The sequence below is a fragment of the Polyangium sp. 6x1 genome (genome assembly GCF_029946515.1).
Classification (GTDB): Bacteria; Myxococcota_A; Polyangia; order Polyangiales; family Polyangiaceae; genus Polyangium.
Window position 1 is genome coordinate 1 of sequence record NZ_JARZHH010000038.1, and the last position, 19,253, is coordinate 19,253.

Sequence of the window (19,253 nt, forward strand, 5' to 3'; positions counted from 1 at the left end):
TGGGGGCGGGGGCGGTCCCCCCGAACTCGGGGCCTGCGGCCCCTCAAACAACAGGACCCACCACCCCCGCCCCCAAAAAAGAAGCCGCCACGCGCCTCGTCCAGAATCGCAAAGCGCCGGCGGGAGGGAAGAAGGGGGGGAAAGGGAATGGTGGCAAGAAGGCCGCGGGGAAGAAGGAGGTGGTGAAGAAGGCGGCGCCGAGGCCGACGGTCGAGGTGACGGTGCGGTGGGTGTCGCGCGATGGGGTGTTCGAGGGGGAGGCGACGGCGACAGGGCTGAGGTTCGTTCCACCGCTGGAGGGGATGGGGGTGGTGGATGCGCGAGGGTCGGGTCGGGGGGTGGAGATCGTTTGGTATGAGAGCGCCAAACCGTCGGGGGCGAAGAAAGCGACGGGGATGGGGTGGGCCGCGATTGGTGGGGGGGTGATTGGGTCGGATGGACGGTTCGAGGCGAAGAGTCGCGCGAAGGTGGTGGAGGGGGAGCTGGAATGGGGGGCGGTGAAGGGGTTTTATGCGCCGCGGCTGGTGGGCGGGGCGCAGGTGGGGCTGTTGACGCAGCCTGTGGCGCGGGGCGGGAATTGTGAGTTGAGCTGGTTCGGGGGTTCGGCGGCGAAGCTCGGGCGAGGGGCTTGCGCGATCGATCCGGGGGCGGGCGCGGGTTTCGAGAAGATTTTGGAGGCGGAGCCCCGGCGGATGGGGGGGCAGGGGCGCAATGACGTGGGGCTCGTGGTGTGGGCCGGGGAGCGGGCGTTTTTTACGAAGGATGGGCGCGGATTGAGGTCGGCCGGGCGGGATGGGCGTGTGCGGGAGGAAGGGGTCGCTTTTCCCGCGCGGCGAGGTCGGGTGCACTGGGCGCGGGTTTGGCCGGATGGAACGGGGGTGGCGCTGGCCGGGGGGCGGGTGCGGGTGCTGGAGGGGGATGGGGTGCGGGAGGGTTTGTCGAAGGACGAGATTTTTACGGGCGGGCGGGGCGCCGGGGCCGTGGCGGGGATCGGGAAGGTCGGGGGCGCCGTGTGGGTGGCGCGGGGCGATGTGGGGCAGGTGGCGCCGCGTGGAGGGACGGCAGAGGTTTGGCGGGGACGGGTTTGGCCGGATGGTGCGGCGATGGTCGGGGGGAAGGCGAAGGGGCTCTTGATGGAGCTGTCCGGGGGGCGGCTGCATGTGGCGGGGCTTCTGGAGGATGGGAAGGTGGGCGCGCCGGCGCTTTCGAATGGGCGGGCGCGGAGCGCGGCGTCGCCGGTGCGGCCAGGGTTTTCCGCGGTGGAGCGGGCCGCGGGCGGGGCGATCGTGGCAGGCGTGGGGGTGGGCTCGGACGAGGAGGTGGTGGCCTTCGTGGTGGACGGGGCCGGGCGGCTCGGTCCCGTGGCGAAGACGTCGCTGAAGGTGCGCGCCGGAGAGCTGGGGGTGCGTTTGTCAGGGCTGCCCGGGGGCGGGGCGCTGCTGTCGGACGAGGGGCGGCGATATGTGGTTTGGCTGGACGAGGAGGGGCGCGAGGTCGGGGCGGCGGCCTGGCCGGAAGGGGTGGCGGAGGCGGTTTGTCAGGACGGGTCGGCGGGGCCGCGGTTTTATCCGACGACGGCGCCAGGGTCGTTTGTCGAGGTGAACGCGCTCGGGGCGCCGGGGACGTGCGTGGTGGGGGAGCCCGGGTGGGCGGCGGATGGGTCGTTGCGGTGGTTCGGGACGCGCGCCGAGGGGCGGGACGTGGTGCCGGAAGCGGGGGTGGTGCGGGGGCTCGGGACGGCCGTGGAGCGGGCCGGGGGCGAGGGCACGGAGGAGGTCGAGGAAGTGAAGGCGACGGCGCCTCGGCCGTGTCCGCCCGAGATGGTGCTCGTGCAGGGGAAGCTCTGCGTGGACCGGTTCGAGGCGACGATGGTGGACGCGGCGAGCGGGGAGGCACTTTCGCCGGATTTCCCGGTGACGCCGAATTTGATGGAGATCACGCTGGGGGATTGGTCGACAGGGCGGAGCCGCATGGGCGGGGTGCACGCGCGGGCGATGCCGCTTCCCTTCTTGCCGGGGTGGCAGCGAGGGCAGAAGCTCGACGTGGTGGCGGTGCCGCGGCGTCTGGCCCGGCCAAACGGGTATTTGACGGGGCTCGTGGCGGAGAGCGCCTGCGCCGCGGCGGGCAAGCGTCTGTGCACGTTGCCAGAGTTCGTGCTGGCTTGCCGAGGGCAGGACGATACGCCGTTTCCGTACGGGGATACGTACGTGGAAGGGGCGTGCAACGTGTTCCGGGAGGCGCACCCGGCGGCGATTTTGCACGACAATGCCTCGATCGGGCACCTCGATCCACGATTGAACCACGTGCGCGCCGGGGAGGCGCCGCTGTTCCGGAGGACGGGCGCGACGCCGGCGTGCCGGAGCCGCTGGGGGAACGACGCGATCTACGATATGGTCGGGAACCTGGACGAGTGGGTCGACGAAGGAAATGGAGCGTTCGCAGGCGGGTTTTACGCCAGGTCGACGCGGTCGGGATGCGACGCGGTGGTGACGGCCCACCCGCGGAGCTACCTCGATTATTCGACCGGGGCGCGGTGCTGCAAGGACGCGGAGCCCTGAAGGGGCGCCGGGATGGGGCCAACGCCCCGTCGCCGCCGTCGACGCACGACGAGCGAGGCGCCGAATGCAACGGCGAGGACGCCGCCCGCCGAGGACGACGCTCCGTCCCCGGCCGCCGCGCACGCGCAGCTCGTCTCCGTGCTCGTCGGCGTGGTCGTTGGTGTCGCGTCGGGCGGGTCGAGGCGCGCCGTTCGCACGAACAGCCTCGCGCCGTCGTCGTACGCGAGCGCGTACGAGCCGTCGGACGACGCCGCGAGACGAACATCGAGCGATGGCTGGGTCGAGATCACCGCCGTCTCTTCGCGGGGCTCGCCGTCCGCGTCGAGCGCGACGATCGTCGAGCCGCCGCCGTTCGCACGATACACGAGCGCGATGCTCGTGCCGTTCGTCGCGAGCCGTGCGTCGCGGATCCCCGGCGCCTCCGCGAGATTGTCCAGCGCGCGGATCGTGCCGTCCGCGGCGAGGAACCACCCGTGGATATGCTCGCGGTTTTGCCCATTCCCGTCGCCGGGCGGGAGGAAGTACGACCGTGAGACGGCGAGCGTCCCGGCGCCGGTGAGCGCCAACGCGATGCGCGCGTCGGTCGCGTCGCGGAAGCCGAGGAACGTCGGCTTCGGATCCATGTTCGCGTCGTCGAGCGCGACCAGCGCGACGTTCAGCAGCGGATTCGCATTGTTCAGCTGGAAGCCCGCGACGCACGGAGCGTCCCTACATGCAATGTTGACGCGCGGCGAACCGGTCGGCCAAAACAGCGTGCTCGACTCCCCTTCCTGCGGGATCGCGACGACGGGACCGGTCGTGCACGAAAGCACGAGGCCGGTGCTCCGCGCCTCGAGCGCGAGCGGACCGCACTCGACGAGGCCCTGCTCCGCGAGCCCGTACGTTTCGGGATCCCCCACCGTCCCCGCTTCGTCGACCACGAACAGACGTGTGCCGACGTAGAGACCCGCTTGGTCTCCGACCGCGATGCGATACGCGCCGTCCGCGAAGACCGCGCGCACCGCGGAGAGTCGCGTCTCTCCCGAATAGACGAGGAACCGCGGGACGACGACGCCCTTCTCGGCGTCCACGATCGCGGCATGGAGATCGCGCGCGCCTTCGACCCACGTGACGAGCATCGACGAGCCGTGCACCGCGACCGCGTAGTCGTCGCGACGCTCGTCGAGGTAGTCGCCCTGGCCTTCCGGAGGCTCGGAGATCGCGGGGAGCGTCGCGCCGACGTCAATCGGCGCGCTCAATGTGATCGGGTCGGCCAGCGCGACGGACGCGTGCATGACGGCGATCGCGGAAAACAGGCCCGCGAAAAGCGGGCGGCGAAGATGCGGACCAAGCGTGGAGTAGGCAAACATGCCTGCTTCGACGCCGCCTCGTAACCCCTATTCACGTCACCGCGGCTGAAGGCCACCCGGCACACGACACGACTTCGGCCCCACGGCTGGGAAAGATTTTGTCCATGAAGAATTCGTGGACGGTGGGGTCGCTGTCCGCGCAGCCATCGCGGAGCACGGTGATCCGATACCCCCGATCGGCTGCGTCGTAACAGGTTGCGGCGACCATTGCACTGGTGGCCACTCCGGCGACGGCGATGGTATCGACGGCACGGGCACGCAGCACGAGATCCAGGTCTGTTCCGGCGAAAGCGCTTGCCCGGCGTTTGAGTACGAGGACGTCCTCGTCGTGCACCGGTAGGTCGATCTCGGTTCCGGCCATCCCCTCGTGAAAGATATCCCGCGCTTCGAAGAAGGCGGAGAACAGTGCGTTGCCCGGCGGAAGATCCGCCCGGTTGGCGCGGAACGCGATGCGTACGAACACCACCAGCACACCGGCGGCTCTCGCGCGTGGGAGGAGCTCGGTCAGCGGTGCAACGACCTGCCGCGCGAAGGGGTAGGCAGCGGTGATGCCGCGCTGGATGTCGCCGATGATGAGTGCGGTTGTCATGACGTCAGCATGTAGGACAAATGAACCAGGATTTCCGCCTCCTGAGCACGCTTCTCGCGCGGCGGTCGACCGCCCTAGCCCGGAATCGAGGCCCTGCGCTTGCCGGCGATCGTCTCGGTGCGGGTCCGCTCGAATTTGGGGCGCTCGGCATAGACCTTGAGCCGACCGCCGAGCGTGACGTTCGCGACCGAGACGCCCATCGCCACGATACGCGACCTCACCAGGATGTGCGCGTCTCCGGGCTTCGGGTGCTCCTGCGCCCAGCGCACGAACTCCTGCCGCACGATGCTGTCGTAGCCCGTCACGAGCTCCCAATCGTGAAAGACCTCGAGGTCGCCCAGGGTGAGCGAGGCGAGGCGGTCTGCCGCGCGCATCACGTGCAGCGCACAGTCGAGGTCCGCATGCCCCGAGGCGCGCGTGAAAAACACGCCGTGCGCAGGGCTCGTCATGAAGAGCTCCCACGCGTCCGTCTTCCAGGACTCTTTCCATTGCCCACGATCGGATAGGGCGTCGGCCATGTTCGTGTACTCGTCATGGTGAGCATGGTTTTTTCCAGGACGGAAGGGGGTTCGAGGCTCGATACGCCGTGAAGGGACGCGTGTAAGCTCACGCCGCGGGCACCGTTGTCCCGCACCGAAAGGACCACCATGCCCCGCCTCGCCTCCCTCGCCTTCGGCGCTCTCGCGCTCGCCGCCCTCTCGGGCTGCGGGGTCAGCAGCATGCCCTCGCGAAACAGCCGTTTCGAGATGGATCGCGAGGGCGAGATCGACGACGAGGACATCCGCAAAGCGTTCGAAGCCCGGCCCCAGATGCCCGCCAGCGCGATCCGGCTCGCCTATTACACGCTCGACCCGGACGTCGCCGGAGATCTGGAAAAAGTGTTCAACGGATTGCCCGGCGTCAGCAGTGTCTACCGTATCCCGGCCTTGCTCGTCACCGGCCAGCGGCGGCTCTCCGAAGGAAATGGGTATCCCTACGACCCGCCGCACGAGATCTCGCTGAAGAAGCTCCGCCTCTTGGCCGCCCGCGCGAACACCGATGTGCTCGTCATCGTGGACCATGGCTACCGCAACCAAGGCGCCAATCCCCTCGTCGCCACGACCGCGCTGCTCGTGCCCATCCTCTTCGTGCCGTTCCTCGATACCGAGGTGAAAGGGTACGTCGAGGCGTTCGTCCTCGATGTGCGAAATGGGTACCTCTACGGCCACCTCACCGGAGAGGATACGCGCGGGGAGCCGTACGCGACGATCTACGCGAAGAGCGCCAAGGACTACGCCGACGAGCAATGGATCGATCTGCGAAAAGAGATGCAAAAACAGCTCGTGAAGCTCGTCGAGGACGAGCGCGCCCGCAAGCTCGCGCCGAGCGCGCCCCCTCCCCCGCCCGGCGCCGCGGACCCGCTCGCCGCGCCGCCAGCCGCGCCGCCCGGGGCGTCCCCCGTGCCCTGAAACGTCGATCCCGCCCGATTGACGAGGCAGGAGGGACTCGTCACATCCGAGGTATGCGACCCGTCGTCCGCAATGCCCTGCTCCTCGCCGCCTTGACGCTCACCGCCGCCTGTCGCGAGCCTCTGCCCAAGGACAAACCGCCGAGCACGCCCACGGGCCCGATCGCTCCCGCGACGAACGAGGCGCCCGGGACAGCCGCGCCCGACGGGACGGCCGCGCCCGATACGAAGCCGAACTAGCGCTTCTTCTTGTTCTTGCGGGGCTTCTTCTCGACGCCAGGCGCGTCCATGCAGCAGCGGAACCCCGTCGAATAGTCGTGGTAGGCCGGCTCGTGGGCGATCGTGGTGAACGAGCAGCCAGGGCCGTGCTCCAGGGTGGTGCTGAAAAACCCGCCCATGAAGATGCCATTTCCCACTTTCCAGGGCTGCTTCTTTCGCTCGACCTCGTCCCGCGCGAGGACGTCCTCGATATCGGAGTCGACGGCGTCGCTCACCCACTCGTGGAGGTTGCCGACCATGTCGAAGGCGCCCTCGTCGCTGCCGCAGGTCTCGTATTCGCCCGATTTGGCGAGGAAGCCAGGCTCGCGATCGAGCTTCGGGTCGTTGAAGACCTCGTACGTCCAGGCGCCGCGGCTCCGGCCGTAAAACTTTTCGAGGAGGTGGATCTTGCCGGTATTGCAGGCGCCGCGCTGGCCCTTGTTGCCGTACGGATACCGGTAGCCCTTGCTGCCTTTGCAGGCCCGCGTCCACTCGGCGCGGCTGCAGAGGCGCTTGCCCGCGTGGCCGCAAGCCTCGGCCGCCTCGACGCGGCTGATGTAGGCCTGCGGATAGAAACCTGCCCCGCTCATGGCAACGTAAAACGTGCCCTTTTCAGGGCGATCGTAATGGGGCCACGGCGTCGTCACGCCGTCCGCGGTCTTCGTGGCGAGGTGCCCCTCCCAGCGGTCGACGCAGGAACGGCCCATCTTGAACATCTCGGAAGGACAAACCGGCGGCGGCGATCCGCCGTCGGCCTCCGCATCCGCGCCCGCATCCGCGATCGCCGCCGGCGCCGCGTCCGCTTCTGCGCCCGCCTCCGCCTCCGTTCCCGCCTCCGCGACCGTCACCGCGACCACGGGCACCGTGGACCCCGCGGGGACGGCCTCCGTGGTGCTCGGCGCAGCGTTTCCGCCGGCCGGTTTGTCCTCGGAGGAGCGGCACGCGGCGAGGGCCCCCGTGGCAAGGAGCGTGAAGGCGGCGACGAGGAAGGCAGGGCGAGAATCGAGGCGCATGGGAAGCCAAAGCCGGAACGCACGAGGCCCGGGTGGGCCTTTCCACTACCGTTCTTCTTCGTATTTGAGCTCGTAGTCCCCGACCCCGAGCACGTCCCCAGGCTTCAGCGCCGCCGGCGCCGTGAGCTTCTTGCCATTGACGAGCGTGCCGCTGCCGCCCCCGAGGTCGGTCAGGTAAAACTTGCCGTCCTGGCCCACGATCGAGCAATGCTCCCGCGAGACGTCCTTGCCTTCGAGGCGGATCTGCGCGTGGTTCGTCTGGCCGATCGTGATCGTCGTGCCCTCGAGGCGATACCCGTCCTTCGGGCCCTCCCCCCGGACGACGAGCAGGCGGGCGCGAGGGAGGTTGCCAGCGATGGTGGCCATGGCGCGGCGGCTGAGGGGCCCCGCCTGGCTCGCCCCAGCGCGGCGCGAGGCAGCGGCGGCGCGGCCCGCCTGCGCCTTGCGGAAGAGGCGATACGCCGCAGGATTCGGCTTCTTCGCGAGGACCTCCGCCTCCTCCGCGAGCTGCGCGATCGTCTCGCCGAGCGGCGTGCCGTCCTGCGTTTCAAGGTCGGCCTCCGCGCGCATGCCGTCCACCGCGCGCCGGAGCAGCGTCGCCGCCGTCTCGAACGAGCCCTGATCGGCGAGCGTGCGCGCCGCGGTGCGCGCCTCCTCCGCGAGCGCGACGAGCACCCGCGCGCGCGCCGCAGGGTCGCGCTCGGGCGCGCCAGCCTGCACGTCGACCCCGATCGCACGATCGAGGACGTGGACGTCCGTCACGCCGGGGCGGCGATGCGCGAGGCGCGTACGCACGACCTCGAAGGCCCCGCTCACCGAGGCGCCGGGCTCGATCACGAGCTCGACGACCAGCGACGCGCTCTCGCCCGGCTGCAGGTCCGGCAGCTCCACGCGCGCCGCGCCCATCGTCTTGCGCACGCGCACGTCGCCCGCGATGCGGATGATGTCGACGCCACGCGCGGGCGCGACGTCGACCGACACGCCCTCCGCGACCGCGTCGCCCGTCGCGCCCACGGCCAGCGCGAGTTCGGTCGCGCAGAGCGCCGGATCCCGCACGTAATAATACTGGCCGCCGCCCGCGACCGCGATGCGCCGCAGGATGTCCTCGTTGTGCTCCTCGCCGTAGCCGAGCGTGGAGACCGCCGCGTCCCCGCGGAACGAGGCGGCGATCTCGGCGAGCGCCTCGGGGCGTCGATCGCCGAGCGTCGGATCTCCGTCGCTGAGCAGGAGGATGCCACGTCGCTCCCCAGCCACGGGCGGACCGAGCGCGCTCCGGCTCGTGCGCAGGCCGCTCTCCATGTCGGTGCCGCCCTCGGGATCGATCCGGCGCAAGCTGCTCGCGAGCCTGCGGCGCGCGGCCGCGTCGAGCTGCTCGAGCTCCGAGACGACCTCCGCGCCTTCGGAGAACGAGACGATCCCCACGCGATCGGTGGGGTCGAGCAGCTCCACCATGCGCTCGATGGAACGGACGACTTGCTCCATCGGCTGACCCCACATCGACGCGGAGACGTCGATCGCGAACATGAGCGCGAGCGGCGGCCGCTCGTGTCGTTCGTCCTCGGGGAGCGCGGCCGAGACCTCGACGACGAGGTGCGCGCGCTGCGGGGCGCCCGGAGGGACACTCCGGACGTCGAGCGCGAGCGACAGATCGAGGGCAGGGCCGGGCATGCGCCCCAAGAATACCCGGCAGAGGCGTAAGCGCGAGTCGAGATCGTTTGGGTGCTGCCAAAAGAGGCGCAAGAGGGACGGAGCGCTGCGGCGTCACGCTGTCGCCGGTCCGGGGGGTACGGCCGACCATAACACTACGATGACGGCGAAAGCGTGAGGGAGACCGGTGGGCGGGCGTCCTGCATCACGCGGGCCGTTTTTTTCGGCCGTGGAGCGGGTTGACCGGACGAGGAGCCTCGGACTAAGACAGCCGCCCCGCGATCGCGTGAAGGGATCGCTCGAATGGGCGTGACCGGCTTCCCCGGGGGGCACCGGTTTTCTTTGTTTCAAGCGGCGGTGTGATGCGCGTCTGCATTTTCTTCGACGGCAAGAATTTCCACTCCGGTTGGCGTGACGAGGCGGGAGGCCGGAGGCTCGCGTTTCCAAAGCTGTCGCGCTGGCTGGTCGAGCGCGTGGGCGGCTCGCTGCTTTGGGGCGCCTATTACTATACCGGCATCGAGATCGGCTCGGCCGCGGTGACCGAAGGGCAGAAGAAGCTCGCGGGCTTCCTCGACATGCTCGAAGTGCAGCCCGGCTTTTTCGTGAAGCGTTTCCCGCGCAAAACGACGATGTTCCAGTGCGCCGCGTGCGGGGCCGAGAACCGGTATACACAGGAAAAAGAGGTCGACACGTCGATGGTCGCGGACATGCTGCGCCTCGCAGCCGTCAACGCGTTCGACGTGCTCGTCCTCGTCTCGGGCGACTCCGATCACGCGCCGGCCGTCGAAGGCGTCCGGCAGCTCGGCCGCCAGGCCTACGTGTCGACCTGGGGGCGCGCGGGCCTATCGACGCGCCTGCGCAAGGCCGCGTTCGATCACATCGATCTGCTCGAAGGGCTCTCGTTTTTCGAGGATACCGAGGGCTCCGGCCCACCCGCGCCGCCCGGGCCCGAGCCGCGCTGGGCGAGCGAGGACATTCCCCCCGCCGTGCCGACGCCGCCCGCAGGGAGCGCCCTCCGCGAGGTGACGCACGACGAGTGCGAGGACCCCGAAGACGCCGACCCGAACGCGCCCGAATCCGCGCCGCCGTCGTACCAGCCCTCGGAGGACGAGTCGGTGTTCATCGAGGAGCTGCGCGCGGCCGAGCGGAGGCTGCGCAACGGGTACGTCGGGGCGAACTACTTCGTGACGCGCTGGCAATCGAACCGGCTCGATCCCTCACCCGACGGGCGTCGACGCATGCTCGAGCACCTCGTGACGTCGCGGCTCATCGTGGTCTATCACGCGCCCGACGGAAACGCGGCGATCCGGGCGCGCGAGTAAGCCATTTCAGCTCAAAGCGTTCGGGGTCAAAGGAAGAGGTCGCCGAGCAGCGGGAGCGCGCCGACGCGCACGTCCCGCGACGCACGCGCGAGGCGATCGGCGAGCGGGCCGAGGCCCACGGCCGGCAGGGCGCGCACGGGCGCGTGCAGCGGCCGGAAGAAATCGTCCCAGTGCGAGAGCAGCACGGCCGCGGGCGAGACGGCGCGCATCACGCGCTCGGGCAGGTCGACCCCGCTGCGCCATCCCGCCGCGCAGAGCAGGAGCAGGTCGACGTGCCGCGGCGCGGGTTCGTCGGGCAAGAGCTCGGCGCTGCCGAGGTGGACGATCGTGCGGCCGGCGACCTCGATCTCCACGCGGAAGACGGCGCCGCAGCGGTAGCCCTCGGCGCGGACGGGGACGGCGTCGCAGTCGTCGATGTCGCCGGGGAACGGGACGCGGCCGAGGGCGAAGCGCGAGTGCGCGCTCGGGACGAAGCGCAGGCGGAAGGGGCCAACCTCGCGGACGATCGGGGTTTGTCCTGGCTCGCGCTCGACGACCTCGACGCGGGCCTCGAGCACGCCCGCGGCGCGGCAGAGCGCGGCGGCGGAGCGGGAGCCGAAGACACGCGCGCCGGTGCGCTTGGCGATGGCGGGCACGTCGAGGGCGTGGTCGAAGTGCGTGTGGCCGACGATCACCGCGTCCGCGCGGCGGATGTAGCGCCCGATGGCGCCGAGATCCGGGGCGATCGGCGAGGTGATGCAGCGGGTGAGCGAGGCGCGCGTGACGTAGGGGTCGAGCAGGAGGACGTGGTCCTCGCAGGTGATCTCGAAGCCCGCCGTGCCGAGCCAGCGGACCGTGACGGGGGAGCGGCCGGCCGGGCCCGCGAGGGCGAGGTCATCCGGCCGGAAAAACAGGCTCTCGGGGCGCACGGCCGCGGGTATAGGCGCGACGCGTCGCGCGGGGAACGGTTTTTCTCAGCGTCGGCCGATCGGACGGAACAGGAGGCCCGTCACGGCGAAGGCGATGGAGATGACGAGCAGGACGTTGATCCACGGGCCCGCCGCGTAGACGCCCGTCACGGCGAGCAGCCAGGCGAGGAAAGCACCGACGGTGAGCCCCCAGAAGACCAGCATCGCCCGGAGCCGTTGCGAAGGGCGTGCCCGGTCCGCGTGGGAAGGTTCGTCGCGGGGTCTGGGGTCCGGGCCCGGCTTGTCCGGGCGGAGCCACGCGCGCTTGGATGAGGACGGCGCGGCGGCCTCTCGTGCTAGTGTCCCGCGCATGAGCGACGTCGTCTTCGACCTCGAGAACCCGACCGAAGAGCACCGGATGCTGCGCCAGATGGTGCGGAGCTTCGTCCGCGACGTGGTGGAGCCGCAGGCGGAAGAGCATGATCGCACGGGCACGCTGAACGTCCCGCTCCTGAAGCAGGCCGGAGAGCTCGGCCTGCTCGGGCTCACGATCCCGGAGAAGGACGGGGGCGCGGGCATGGACGCCGTGGGCTCGGTCGTCGTGCACCACGAGCTGTCGAAGAGCGATCCTGGCTTCTGCCTCGCGTACCTCGCGCACGCGGTGCTCTTCGTGAACAACTTCTACTACGCCTCGAACGAAGCGCAGCGCGAGCGCTGGCTGTCCAAGGTGATCTCGGGCGAGTGGATCGGCGCGATGGGCATGACGGAGCCGTCGAGCGGCACCGACGTGCTCGGCATGCGCACCTCGGCGCGGCGCGAGGGCGACGGGTTCGTGATCAAGGGACACAAGGCGCTCATCACGAACGCGATCGATGCCGACGTGTTCATCGTCTACGCGAAGGTCGAGAGCGACGTGACGACGTTCGTCGTCGAGCGAAATACGCCCGGGTTTTCCGTCGGAAAGAAGACGGAGAAGATGGGCATGCGCGCGAGCACGTTGAGCGAGTTCATGCTCGACGACGTGTTCGTGCCGGCGGAGAACGTGCTCGGCACGGTGGGCGGAGGCGTGCGCAACATGATGCGCAACCTGGAGCTCGAGCGGCTCACGCTGGCGGCGATGAGCCTCGGCATCGCGGACCGCTGTGTCGACATCATGGTGCGGTACGCGGCAGAGCGGACGAGCTTCGGCAAGTCGATCGCGGAGCACGGGCAGATCCAGCGGTACATCGGCGAGAGCTTCGCGAAGACGGAAGCCGCGCGGGCGCTCGTCTACAGCGTGGCGCGCGACGTGGGCCCGGCCAAACGCAACCGCATCGGCACGGACGCGGCGAAGCTCTTCGCGGCGCCGGTGGGCAAGGAGGTCGCCGACAACGCGATGCAGGTCCTCGGCGGCTGGGGGTACTGCAACGAGTACAAGGTCGAGCGGTTCCTGCGCGACGCGAAGCTCCTGGAGATCGGCGGCGGGACGCTGGAGTCGCACCAGAAGAACCTGACGAAAGAGCTCCTGCGGAAGGTGAAGCAGGAGTAAGGCGTGCCTCAAGCGACGGGGACGAGGTTGTAGACGTCGACGTCGACGCCGGGGCTGTAGAGCGCGAGCGGCTCGCCCGTGGGCGCGGGCAAACCCGCGGCCGCGACCATTCCGTCGCACCACGATTCGACCCGCGCCTCGTGGAGCGGATACGGCACGTGGTGGACGCGCCCGAGCGACAAACCCGAGCGGGTGCGGGCATAAAGAATGTACCGCTCGGCGAAGAAATGCGTGAGCGTCCCGGGTTTGGCGGAGCCGATCGATTCGCCGATCTGGTAGCGCGCCTCGAAGTCTGCGGGCTTCGGGCCGGGGAAGAGACGCTTGCTCCGGTACGCGACGGTGCTGCCCGAGACGTCGAGGCGCATCGAGGCGCGGTGGTACGGCAGGTGCCAGCCGGCGCGCGCGACGGCCACCGCAATCGTGGCCGCCGCGTCGAGGCTGAAGAACCAGACGCCGGGATCCTTGCCGCGAAGGTGCACGTACGTGCGCACGTTGAGCTCGTGAAAGTGCGAGACCCCCGGCACGGACGGCGACCATCGGGGCGCGACGTCGCGCATCGTGAAGGGCACGACCCCGACCCACGCTTTTCCCTCGAACGTGTCGACCGAGAGCTCGGGGGGCAAGAGCCTCGCGATCGCCTCGGCGGGCACCTCCCAGTGCAGGAAAAGCAGGGTTCGCCACCGCTGGAAGCCGGCAGGCCGGCCCGGCGGGCGTTCGGCGGGTGAGAGGCGGTCGATCATCGTGGGGAACATGGTACCTCTTCCCGCGCTTGACGCGCCCCTCCGGAGGGACGAACGAGGTAGCCAGTGACGCCCGAGCAAGCCATCCAGGAAGCCACGAAAGGGACCTTGCGGCCCGTCTATCTCGTGCTCGGCGAGGAGCGGTACCTCGCCGACGAGGTCGTGGCCGCCCTGCGTGAAGCGACGATGAAGGGCGGCATCGCGGGGTTCAACGAGGACAAGTTCACGGCCGGCGAGGCGAGCGTGGACGCGGTCCTCTCGGCCTCGAAGATGGTGCCGATGATGGCCAAGCTGAGGTTCGTCCTCGCGCGGGGCCTCGAGCGCTGGGAGAAGAAGGGCGACGGCGACGAGGACGAGGGCGGCAGGGGCGCGTCCGAGGGCAAACGTGGCGCAAAGGATTTGAGCCCGCTCGACGCGCTCGCCGAGTACGCGAAGGCGCCGATCCAGAGCACGGTGCTCGTGCTTTCGGCGACGAAGCTCCACGGGCAACGCAAGATCGTGACGGCGGGGAAGAAGGAAGATTTCCTCGTCAACTGCGAGCCCCTGAGCCGCAAGGCGCTGCCGATGAAGATCCGGGAGCTCACGAAGAAACAGGGGCACGACATCGCGCCGGACGTGGCCGATCACCTGGCCGAGATCGCCGGGCCCGAGCTCGGATACGTGGCGGACGCGATCAACCGTCTCTGCCTGTTCGTCGGGGAGGGCAAGCCGATCACGGAGGACGCGGTCGTGACCATGGTGGCGAGGGTCCGGCCGAGCTCGGTGTGGGAGCTGCTCGACGCGCTCACGAGGCGCAAGCTCGACAAGGCGCTCGCGGTGCTCGCGGACGTGGTGGATTCGAAGGACGGAGGGCTGCCGCTGCTCGGGCTCGTCGCGTCGAACGTGCGCAAGATGGTGAAAATGGATTCGGCGCTGCGGGCGGGGTCGAACGTGAACGAGGCGGCCGCGCGCGCGGGCATTCCGCCGTTCAAGGCGCAGGAGACGGCGCAGACGTTGAAATCGCTGCCGCGGGGGACACTGCCCGCGTGGGTGCGCCTGCTGGCGGAGGCGGATCGAGCGCTCAAGGGCTCGAAACGCACGCCGCAGGCGGTGCTCGAGACGATGGTGATATCGATGTGTCGGTGAGGCTCAGGCGGGGGGCGGGGCTTCGATCGCGACCGGGGCTCTTGGCGCGTCGCTCTCGGCGCCGTCCTCGGCGGGGAGCGTCGGCATCCACTTGCCGAGCCGCTCGAAGGCCGCCGAGATATCGCCGCGCACGCGGGCCTTCAGCGTTTCGAGGTCGTCCATCGTCATTCCTTTGACCTCGACAGGCGGCAGGACCTCGATGCGGGCCTGGCATTTCACGCCGAAGACCCAGGAGTTCTTGGGGATCGCGTGGCGCGTGCCGGCGACCGCGACGGGCAGGATGGGGATGCCCGTCTCGAGGGCGAGGCGGAAGGCGCCGTCCTTGAAGGGCTTGATTTCACCGTCGGAGGAGCGCGTGCCTTCGGGGAAGATCATCACGCTCATGCCGCGGTCGAGGTACCATTTGCAGCGCTCCATCGCCGATTTCGCGCTCTCGCGCTCGCCGCGGCGGAGCGGGATGTCGCCGGCCATGCTCATCATCCAGCCGAGGCCCGGGACCTTGAAATTGGACTCCTTCGAGAGCCATTTCATTTCCCAGGGCAAATAGCTGATCGCGGGGATGTCGGCGATCGACTGGTGATTGGCGACGACGATGAAAGGCCCGCTGTTCTTGGGCCTTTGCCAGCCGGAGACCTTCACGCTCCAGAGCGGATTCAAGCGGACGAGCATCGTGCCGCAAATGCGGAAGAACCTGCCCGTGATTTTGCGGACGCGGTCGAATGGTGTGGTCGTGACGAAAACAACCGCGACCGCGCCGGTCGACAACGTCACGACGGCGATGATCTCGAACCAGTTCCAGAGCGAAACAAGCTTGGCCTTCATGGAGGAAGGCCCATCTTTACCCGAGCCCTGAAAAGCCGGCAAGAGGAGGGGGGCTGTTTCGAGCATGACGCAATGCGCGTCTTGCGCTGCGTCGTTGGATATCGTGCAATCGTGACGAGAAGCTGACAGAACGAGGGTGATAACCCTACATTCGTCTCGCAGCGCGGTTATTTTTTACCGCCCTTGCCACCGCCGCCGCCCTTCGCGTCGCCGCCGCCCTTCGAGCCACCGCCGCTGGGCTTCGAGCTGCCGCCGCCGCCCTTCGAGCCGCCGCTGCTTCGCGCGCTGCTGCCGTGATCGTCGTGGCCGCCGCCCTTCGAGCTACCGCCGCTCTTCGCGCTGCCGCCGTGATCGTGGCCGCCCTTCGCGTCGCGGCCGCGATCGTCGTCGCCGCCGCCCTTCGCCTTGCTGCTGCCGGGGTGCACGGCGTCATCCGATTTGAAGCCGCCGCTGTCGCGGGCGAAGGTGCCGTCCTGGCCGAAATGCCGGCCATTGTCGCCCTTCTTGTGGTGGTGGTGGTCGTCGTCGTCGTGGTCCTCGAACCTCGCCTTCACGTGCGCGCGACCATAAACGTCGACGCCGCTGTCGAAGCCGCCCCGGATGCCGAAGCGGACGCGCGGCGCGCTGGCGATGCGCACCCTGGCCGTGGGCGCATAAATGCGGATGCCGGGGCGATAACCCCAGATCGCCGCGTGCGTGACCGCGCCGATGCTGAGCGACGCCGTGACCCGCAGCGGATTGAGCAGCGCCGCGGAGGCGCCGAGCTTCGCCGAGAAATAGAATCCGGACGGCTCGGGGTCGAAATTGACGAACCGAGTCTCCTCGGCGACGAAGCCCATCCGCAGCTTGCGCGTCTCGAGCCGCACGGGCTTGAGGTTCACGTCGAGCACGTACACGCGCGTCTCGCCCGTGTCCGCGTCCGCGACCATCTCCAGCCGATCCTCGCCGACGATCTGGATCGTACCGCCGTGCGGGCCCACGGTCTCGTCGGGCAGCTTCGCCTCGGCCGTCACCTTCGCGCCCGCCACGAGCTCGGCCGTGCCGCCCACGGGCACGTGGATGACGCCGGTCCAGGGTTTGCCCGAGACCGTCACCGTGTAGTCGACCTCGGTCAGATCCGCTTCGAGCTTCGGCCCGGTCGCGACGAGCAGCCCCGTCTTTGCGTCGAGCACGAGCGGCACCGTCTTCGGTTCGCTGCCCTCGATCTTGTAGATGACCGAGCCGCTGACGTCCTCCTTGACGCGCCCGGTCGCGGTGGCGCTGACCGCGGCCTTCACCTGGCCGTCGGAGTCGATGCGCCAGGCGACCGTGCCCTCGTCGTGCTCCTCGACGAGCGCCTCCGCCCCGAGATCCGCGTTGACGGCCGCCTCGGCCTCGACGTTGACCGCGGGCGCGGGGGCCTCGCTGCTGCTGCTGCTGCAAGCCGACGCGAACACGAGAACGAGAGACGCGAGCGATACGTGAGCAAAGCGGGTCATGAGGTTCCCTCCGTCCTTCCCTTTCTGCATACACTGCGCCTGACGAGGAGATCATCAAAAAGGTCCAATTCCCCTCGAAAATACCGCGCGTCGGCACGGTTTCGACGGTGATCGGTCACTGCATGTACCACCCGACGAGACCAACCTCGCATTCATTTTTGCAGACAGGACGGTGTTTTCCCATTTCAACGGCCATCAATGGCGACAATGTTATGGCGCCGTCCGCGCCCTCGGCGCCCCGCCACGTCCGTCCGCGGGGGCCTCGAAGGCGCTTCGCCGTTCGCTAGGGGGTCCCGGGCGGCCGTGCTAGCTTCGGCGCCGATGACGACCGAAGCCTCCCCCTCCCTCACCGCCATCGTGCTCGCCGCCGGGCAAGGCACGCGTATGAAGAGCGCGAAGCCGAAGGTGCTCCACACGCTCTGCGGCCGGCCGATGGTCGACTACGCCATCGAAGCGGCCCTCGCCGCGGGCTGCGGGGACGTCGTGGTCGTCGTGGGGTATGGCCGGGACGAGCTCGCCACGCACCTCGCCAAGGCGTTCGGCGATCGCGTGCGGACGGCGGTGCAAGAGGCCCAGCGCGGGACCGGAGACGCGGTGCGCGCGGCCCTGCCGGCGCTCGATCCCGCGGCCGAGCGCGTGCTCGTGCTCTGCGGGGATACACCGCTGCTCGATCCGGCCGAGCTCGTGCGGCTCGCACGCTCGATCGAGGGCGGCGCGCCGGTCGCGATGCTGACGGCGATGACCGAGGATCCGACGGGGTACGGGCGCGTGCTGCGGGACGCCGAGGGAAACATCTTCGCCGTGCGGGAGCATCGCGACGCGACCGAGGAGGAGCGGCGCGTGCGCGAGGTGAACACGGGCGTGTACGTGGCGCGGTCGGCCTTTTTGCGAGAATCGGTGGCGGGGCTCTCGCCGAACAATGCGCAGGGCGAGCTTTATCTGACCGATATCGTGGCCGTCGGAGCAAAGGCGGGCGGGGTCGCCTCCGTGCGGGCCGAGAGCGCGGCGGCGCTCGTGGGCGTGAACGATCGGGCGCAGCTCGCCGCGGCCGAGGACATCCTGTACGGGCGCATCGCGGACCGGATCCGGCGCGCGGGCGCGACGGTGCGGGCGACGGCGCGGATCGACGCGACCGTGGTCGTCGAGCCGGACGCGGTGATCGAGCATTACGTGGTTCTGCGCGGGAAAACCCGTATCGGGACGAGCGCGCGGATCGACGTGGGGTCGGTGCTCTCGGACGTGGAGGTCGCGCCCTCGGCCCTGGTGAAACCGTATTCGATCGCGAGCGATTCGACGATCGGCGAGAATGCGCAAATCGGGCCGTTCTCGCACCTGCGCCCGGAGAGCCGCATCGAGGCCGAGGCGCACATCGGCAATTTCGTCGAGACGAAGAAGACCGTGGTCCGCCGCGGGGCGAAGGCCAATCACCTCGCTTATCTCGGCGACGGCGACATCGGCGAGGGCGCGAACATCGGCGCGGGGACCATTTTCTGCAATTACGACGGGTTCAAGAAGCACCGCACCGAGATCGGCGCGGGCGCGTTCATCGGCAGCGATACGCAGATCATCGCGCCTGTGCGCATCGGCGTGGGCGCGTACGTCGCGACGGGCACGACGGTCACGCGCGACGTGCCAGACGACGCGCTGGCCATTGCCCGGGTGAAACAGGAGAACAAAGAGGGCTACGCCTCGCGGCTCAAGGCGCGGCTCAAGGCGAGCGTGATCAAGAAGTCGGGCGGCTGAGCCTCACTCCGCGTCGACGCTCTCGGTCGCGGCGAGCGCCGCGTCGAGCGGCGGCAGCGAATGCCCCATCCGCAGCCGCTTCGCCTCCAGATACCCCTGACTGAACGGGTTCGTCCCGACAATCGATGGCTCGCGCGCCTCGACCCGCGCGCCGAGCTGCCGGAGCGCCTGCACCTTGAGCGGGTTGTTCGTCATGAGCTGGATCGAGGCGACGCCGAGGTGCTCCAGCATCGCCGCGGCCGGCGCGTAGTCCCGCGCGTCGTCCGGGAGCCCGAGCAGCCGGTTCGCGTCCACGGTGTCGTGCCCCTGGGACTGCAGGTCGTATGCGCGGATCTTGTTCGAGAGGCCGATGCCCCGGCCCTCCTGGCGCAGGTACACGACGACGCCCTGCCCCCGCCGCGCGATCTCGGCCTGCGCCGCTTCGAGCTGGCCGCGGCAATCGCATTTCAGGGAGCCGAAGACCTCGCTCGTCAGGCATTCGGAGTGCACGCGCACGAGGACGGACGACCGTCCACGCACATCGCCCATCACCAGCGCCACGTGATCCGGCGAGAGCCCGCTCTCCGCGGACGGCTCACCATACCGGAACACGATCATCTCGAACAAACCGGTCTGCGTCGGCACCGGCGCCTTCGCTAAAATCTCGAGCCGAGGCCGGATCACCACGTCGGGGACGTACATCTCGCTCTCCTGTGCGTTTGGGTGGGCGTGTACAGCATTCCCCGGCCGCTCCCAGGACCTCGGGAT

At 69.4% G+C, this 19,253-nt stretch carries 18 protein-coding genes; 7 read left to right on the plus strand and 11 right to left on the minus strand.

Annotated elements, in window-relative coordinates:
• The first annotated feature begins 1,103 nt into the window (after nucleotides 1–1,103).
• Nucleotides 1,104–2,558, plus strand: a complete 1,455-nt coding sequence (locus tag QHF85_RS30045; protein WP_281330792.1) for a hypothetical protein — start codon at nucleotides 1,104–1,106, stop codon at nucleotides 2,556–2,558.
• Here the strand turns inward: QHF85_RS30045 and QHF85_RS30050 are convergent.
• From QHF85_RS30050 to QHF85_RS30060, 3 genes are all read right to left on the minus strand, one after another.
• Nucleotides 2,516–3,832 carry an MYXO-CTERM sorting domain-containing protein gene (locus QHF85_RS30050; RefSeq protein WP_281330793.1) on the minus strand — a complete coding sequence of 439 codons (1,317 nt, stop codon included), beginning with the start codon at nucleotides 3,830–3,832 and terminating at the stop codon, nucleotides 2,516–2,518. The two genes, QHF85_RS30045 and QHF85_RS30050, sit on opposite strands and share 43 nt — an antisense overlap.
• A 106-nt stretch (nucleotides 3,833–3,938) precedes the next feature.
• Nucleotides 3,939–4,496, minus strand: a complete 558-nt coding sequence (locus QHF85_RS30055; protein WP_281330794.1) for an isochorismatase family cysteine hydrolase — start codon at nucleotides 4,494–4,496, stop codon at nucleotides 3,939–3,941.
• A gap of 74 nt (nucleotides 4,497–4,570) precedes the next feature.
• Nucleotides 4,571–5,014, minus strand: a complete 444-nt coding sequence (locus tag QHF85_RS30060) for a hypothetical protein (protein ID WP_281330795.1) — start codon at nucleotides 5,012–5,014, stop codon at nucleotides 4,571–4,573.
• Between the two features lie 129 nt (nucleotides 5,015–5,143).
• Here QHF85_RS30060 and QHF85_RS30065 point away from each other — a divergent pair, with 129 nt between their 5' ends.
• Complete coding sequence (locus tag QHF85_RS30065) at nucleotides 5,144–5,944, plus strand: hypothetical protein (RefSeq protein WP_281330796.1); 801 nt, start codon at nucleotides 5,144–5,146, stop codon at nucleotides 5,942–5,944.
• 53 nt (nucleotides 5,945–5,997) lie between these two features.
• The gene (locus QHF85_RS30070; protein WP_281330797.1) at nucleotides 5,998–6,183 is read left to right on the plus strand and encodes a hypothetical protein; all 186 of its coding nucleotides are present in this window, start codon (nucleotides 5,998–6,000) and stop codon (nucleotides 6,181–6,183) included.
• On the opposite strand, the gene QHF85_RS30075 is transcribed toward QHF85_RS30070, so the two are convergent.
• Together QHF85_RS30075 and QHF85_RS30080 are read right to left on the minus strand one after the other, a co-directional pair.
• Nucleotides 6,180–7,214: an SUMF1/EgtB/PvdO family nonheme iron enzyme gene (locus QHF85_RS30075; RefSeq protein WP_281330798.1), complete on the minus strand. Its 1,035-nt coding sequence runs from the start codon at nucleotides 7,212–7,214 to the stop codon at nucleotides 6,180–6,182. The two genes, QHF85_RS30070 and QHF85_RS30075, sit on opposite strands and share 4 nt — an antisense overlap.
• Nucleotides 7,215–7,259: 45 nt before the next feature.
• Nucleotides 7,260–8,882, minus strand: a complete 1,623-nt coding sequence (locus QHF85_RS30080; RefSeq protein ID WP_281330799.1) for a VWA domain-containing protein — start codon at nucleotides 8,880–8,882, stop codon at nucleotides 7,260–7,262.
• Between the two features lie 341 nt (nucleotides 8,883–9,223).
• On the opposite strand from QHF85_RS30080, the gene QHF85_RS30085 reads away from it, so the two are divergent.
• Nucleotides 9,224–10,183, plus strand: coding sequence for an NYN domain-containing protein (locus tag QHF85_RS30085; RefSeq protein ID WP_281330800.1), 960 nt, complete (start codon nucleotides 9,224–9,226; stop codon nucleotides 10,181–10,183).
• A 26-nt stretch (nucleotides 10,184–10,209) separates the two neighbouring features.
• Here QHF85_RS30085 and QHF85_RS30090 read toward each other — a convergent pair whose 3' ends face one another.
• Together QHF85_RS30090 and QHF85_RS30095 are read right to left on the minus strand one after the other, a co-directional pair.
• A complete protein-coding gene (locus QHF85_RS30090; protein ID WP_281330801.1) occupies nucleotides 10,210–11,091 on the minus strand; it encodes an MBL fold metallo-hydrolase in 882 nt (293 codons plus the stop codon).
• Between the two features lie 45 nt (nucleotides 11,092–11,136).
• A complete protein-coding gene (locus QHF85_RS30095) occupies nucleotides 11,137–11,295 on the minus strand; it encodes a hypothetical protein (RefSeq protein ID WP_281330802.1) in 159 nt (52 codons plus the stop codon).
• A gap of 145 nt (nucleotides 11,296–11,440) precedes the next feature.
• On the opposite strand from QHF85_RS30095, the gene QHF85_RS30100 reads away from it, so the two are divergent.
• Entirely contained in the window at nucleotides 11,441–12,598 is a 1,158-nt protein-coding gene (locus tag QHF85_RS30100; protein ID WP_281330803.1) for an acyl-CoA dehydrogenase family protein, read from the plus strand.
• Nucleotides 12,599–12,606: 8 nt separating this feature from the next.
• On the opposite strand, the gene QHF85_RS30105 is transcribed toward QHF85_RS30100, so the two are convergent.
• Entirely contained in the window at nucleotides 12,607–13,338 is a 732-nt protein-coding gene (locus QHF85_RS30105; RefSeq protein ID WP_281330804.1) for a DUF2071 domain-containing protein, read from the minus strand.
• Nucleotides 13,339–13,404: 66 nt separating this feature from the next.
• Here QHF85_RS30105 and holA point away from each other — a divergent pair, with 66 nt between their 5' ends.
• Nucleotides 13,405–14,463, plus strand: a complete 1,059-nt coding sequence (gene holA / locus QHF85_RS30110; RefSeq protein WP_281330805.1) for a DNA polymerase III subunit delta — start codon at nucleotides 13,405–13,407, stop codon at nucleotides 14,461–14,463.
• Between the two features lie 3 nt (nucleotides 14,464–14,466).
• Here holA and QHF85_RS30115 read toward each other — a convergent pair whose 3' ends face one another.
• Both QHF85_RS30115 and QHF85_RS30120 read right to left on the minus strand, forming a co-directional pair.
• Nucleotides 14,467–15,285 carry a lysophospholipid acyltransferase family protein gene (locus QHF85_RS30115; protein ID WP_281330806.1) on the minus strand — a complete coding sequence of 273 codons (819 nt, stop codon included), beginning with the start codon at nucleotides 15,283–15,285 and terminating at the stop codon, nucleotides 14,467–14,469.
• A 167-nt stretch (nucleotides 15,286–15,452) separates the two neighbouring features.
• Entirely contained in the window at nucleotides 15,453–16,763 is a 1,311-nt protein-coding gene (locus QHF85_RS30120) for a hypothetical protein (RefSeq protein WP_281330807.1), read from the minus strand.
• 321 nt (nucleotides 16,764–17,084) lie between these two features.
• On the opposite strand from QHF85_RS30120, the gene glmU reads away from it, so the two are divergent.
• Nucleotides 17,085–18,506, plus strand: a complete 1,422-nt coding sequence (gene glmU / locus QHF85_RS30125) for a bifunctional UDP-N-acetylglucosamine diphosphorylase/glucosamine-1-phosphate N-acetyltransferase GlmU (RefSeq protein ID WP_281330808.1) — start codon at nucleotides 17,085–17,087, stop codon at nucleotides 18,504–18,506.
• Between the two features lie 3 nt (nucleotides 18,507–18,509).
• On the opposite strand, the gene ribA is transcribed toward glmU, so the two are convergent.
• Nucleotides 18,510–19,187, minus strand: a complete 678-nt coding sequence (gene ribA, locus QHF85_RS30130; RefSeq protein WP_281330809.1) for a GTP cyclohydrolase II — start codon at nucleotides 19,185–19,187, stop codon at nucleotides 18,510–18,512.
• Between the last annotated feature and the right edge of the window lie 66 nt (nucleotides 19,188–19,253).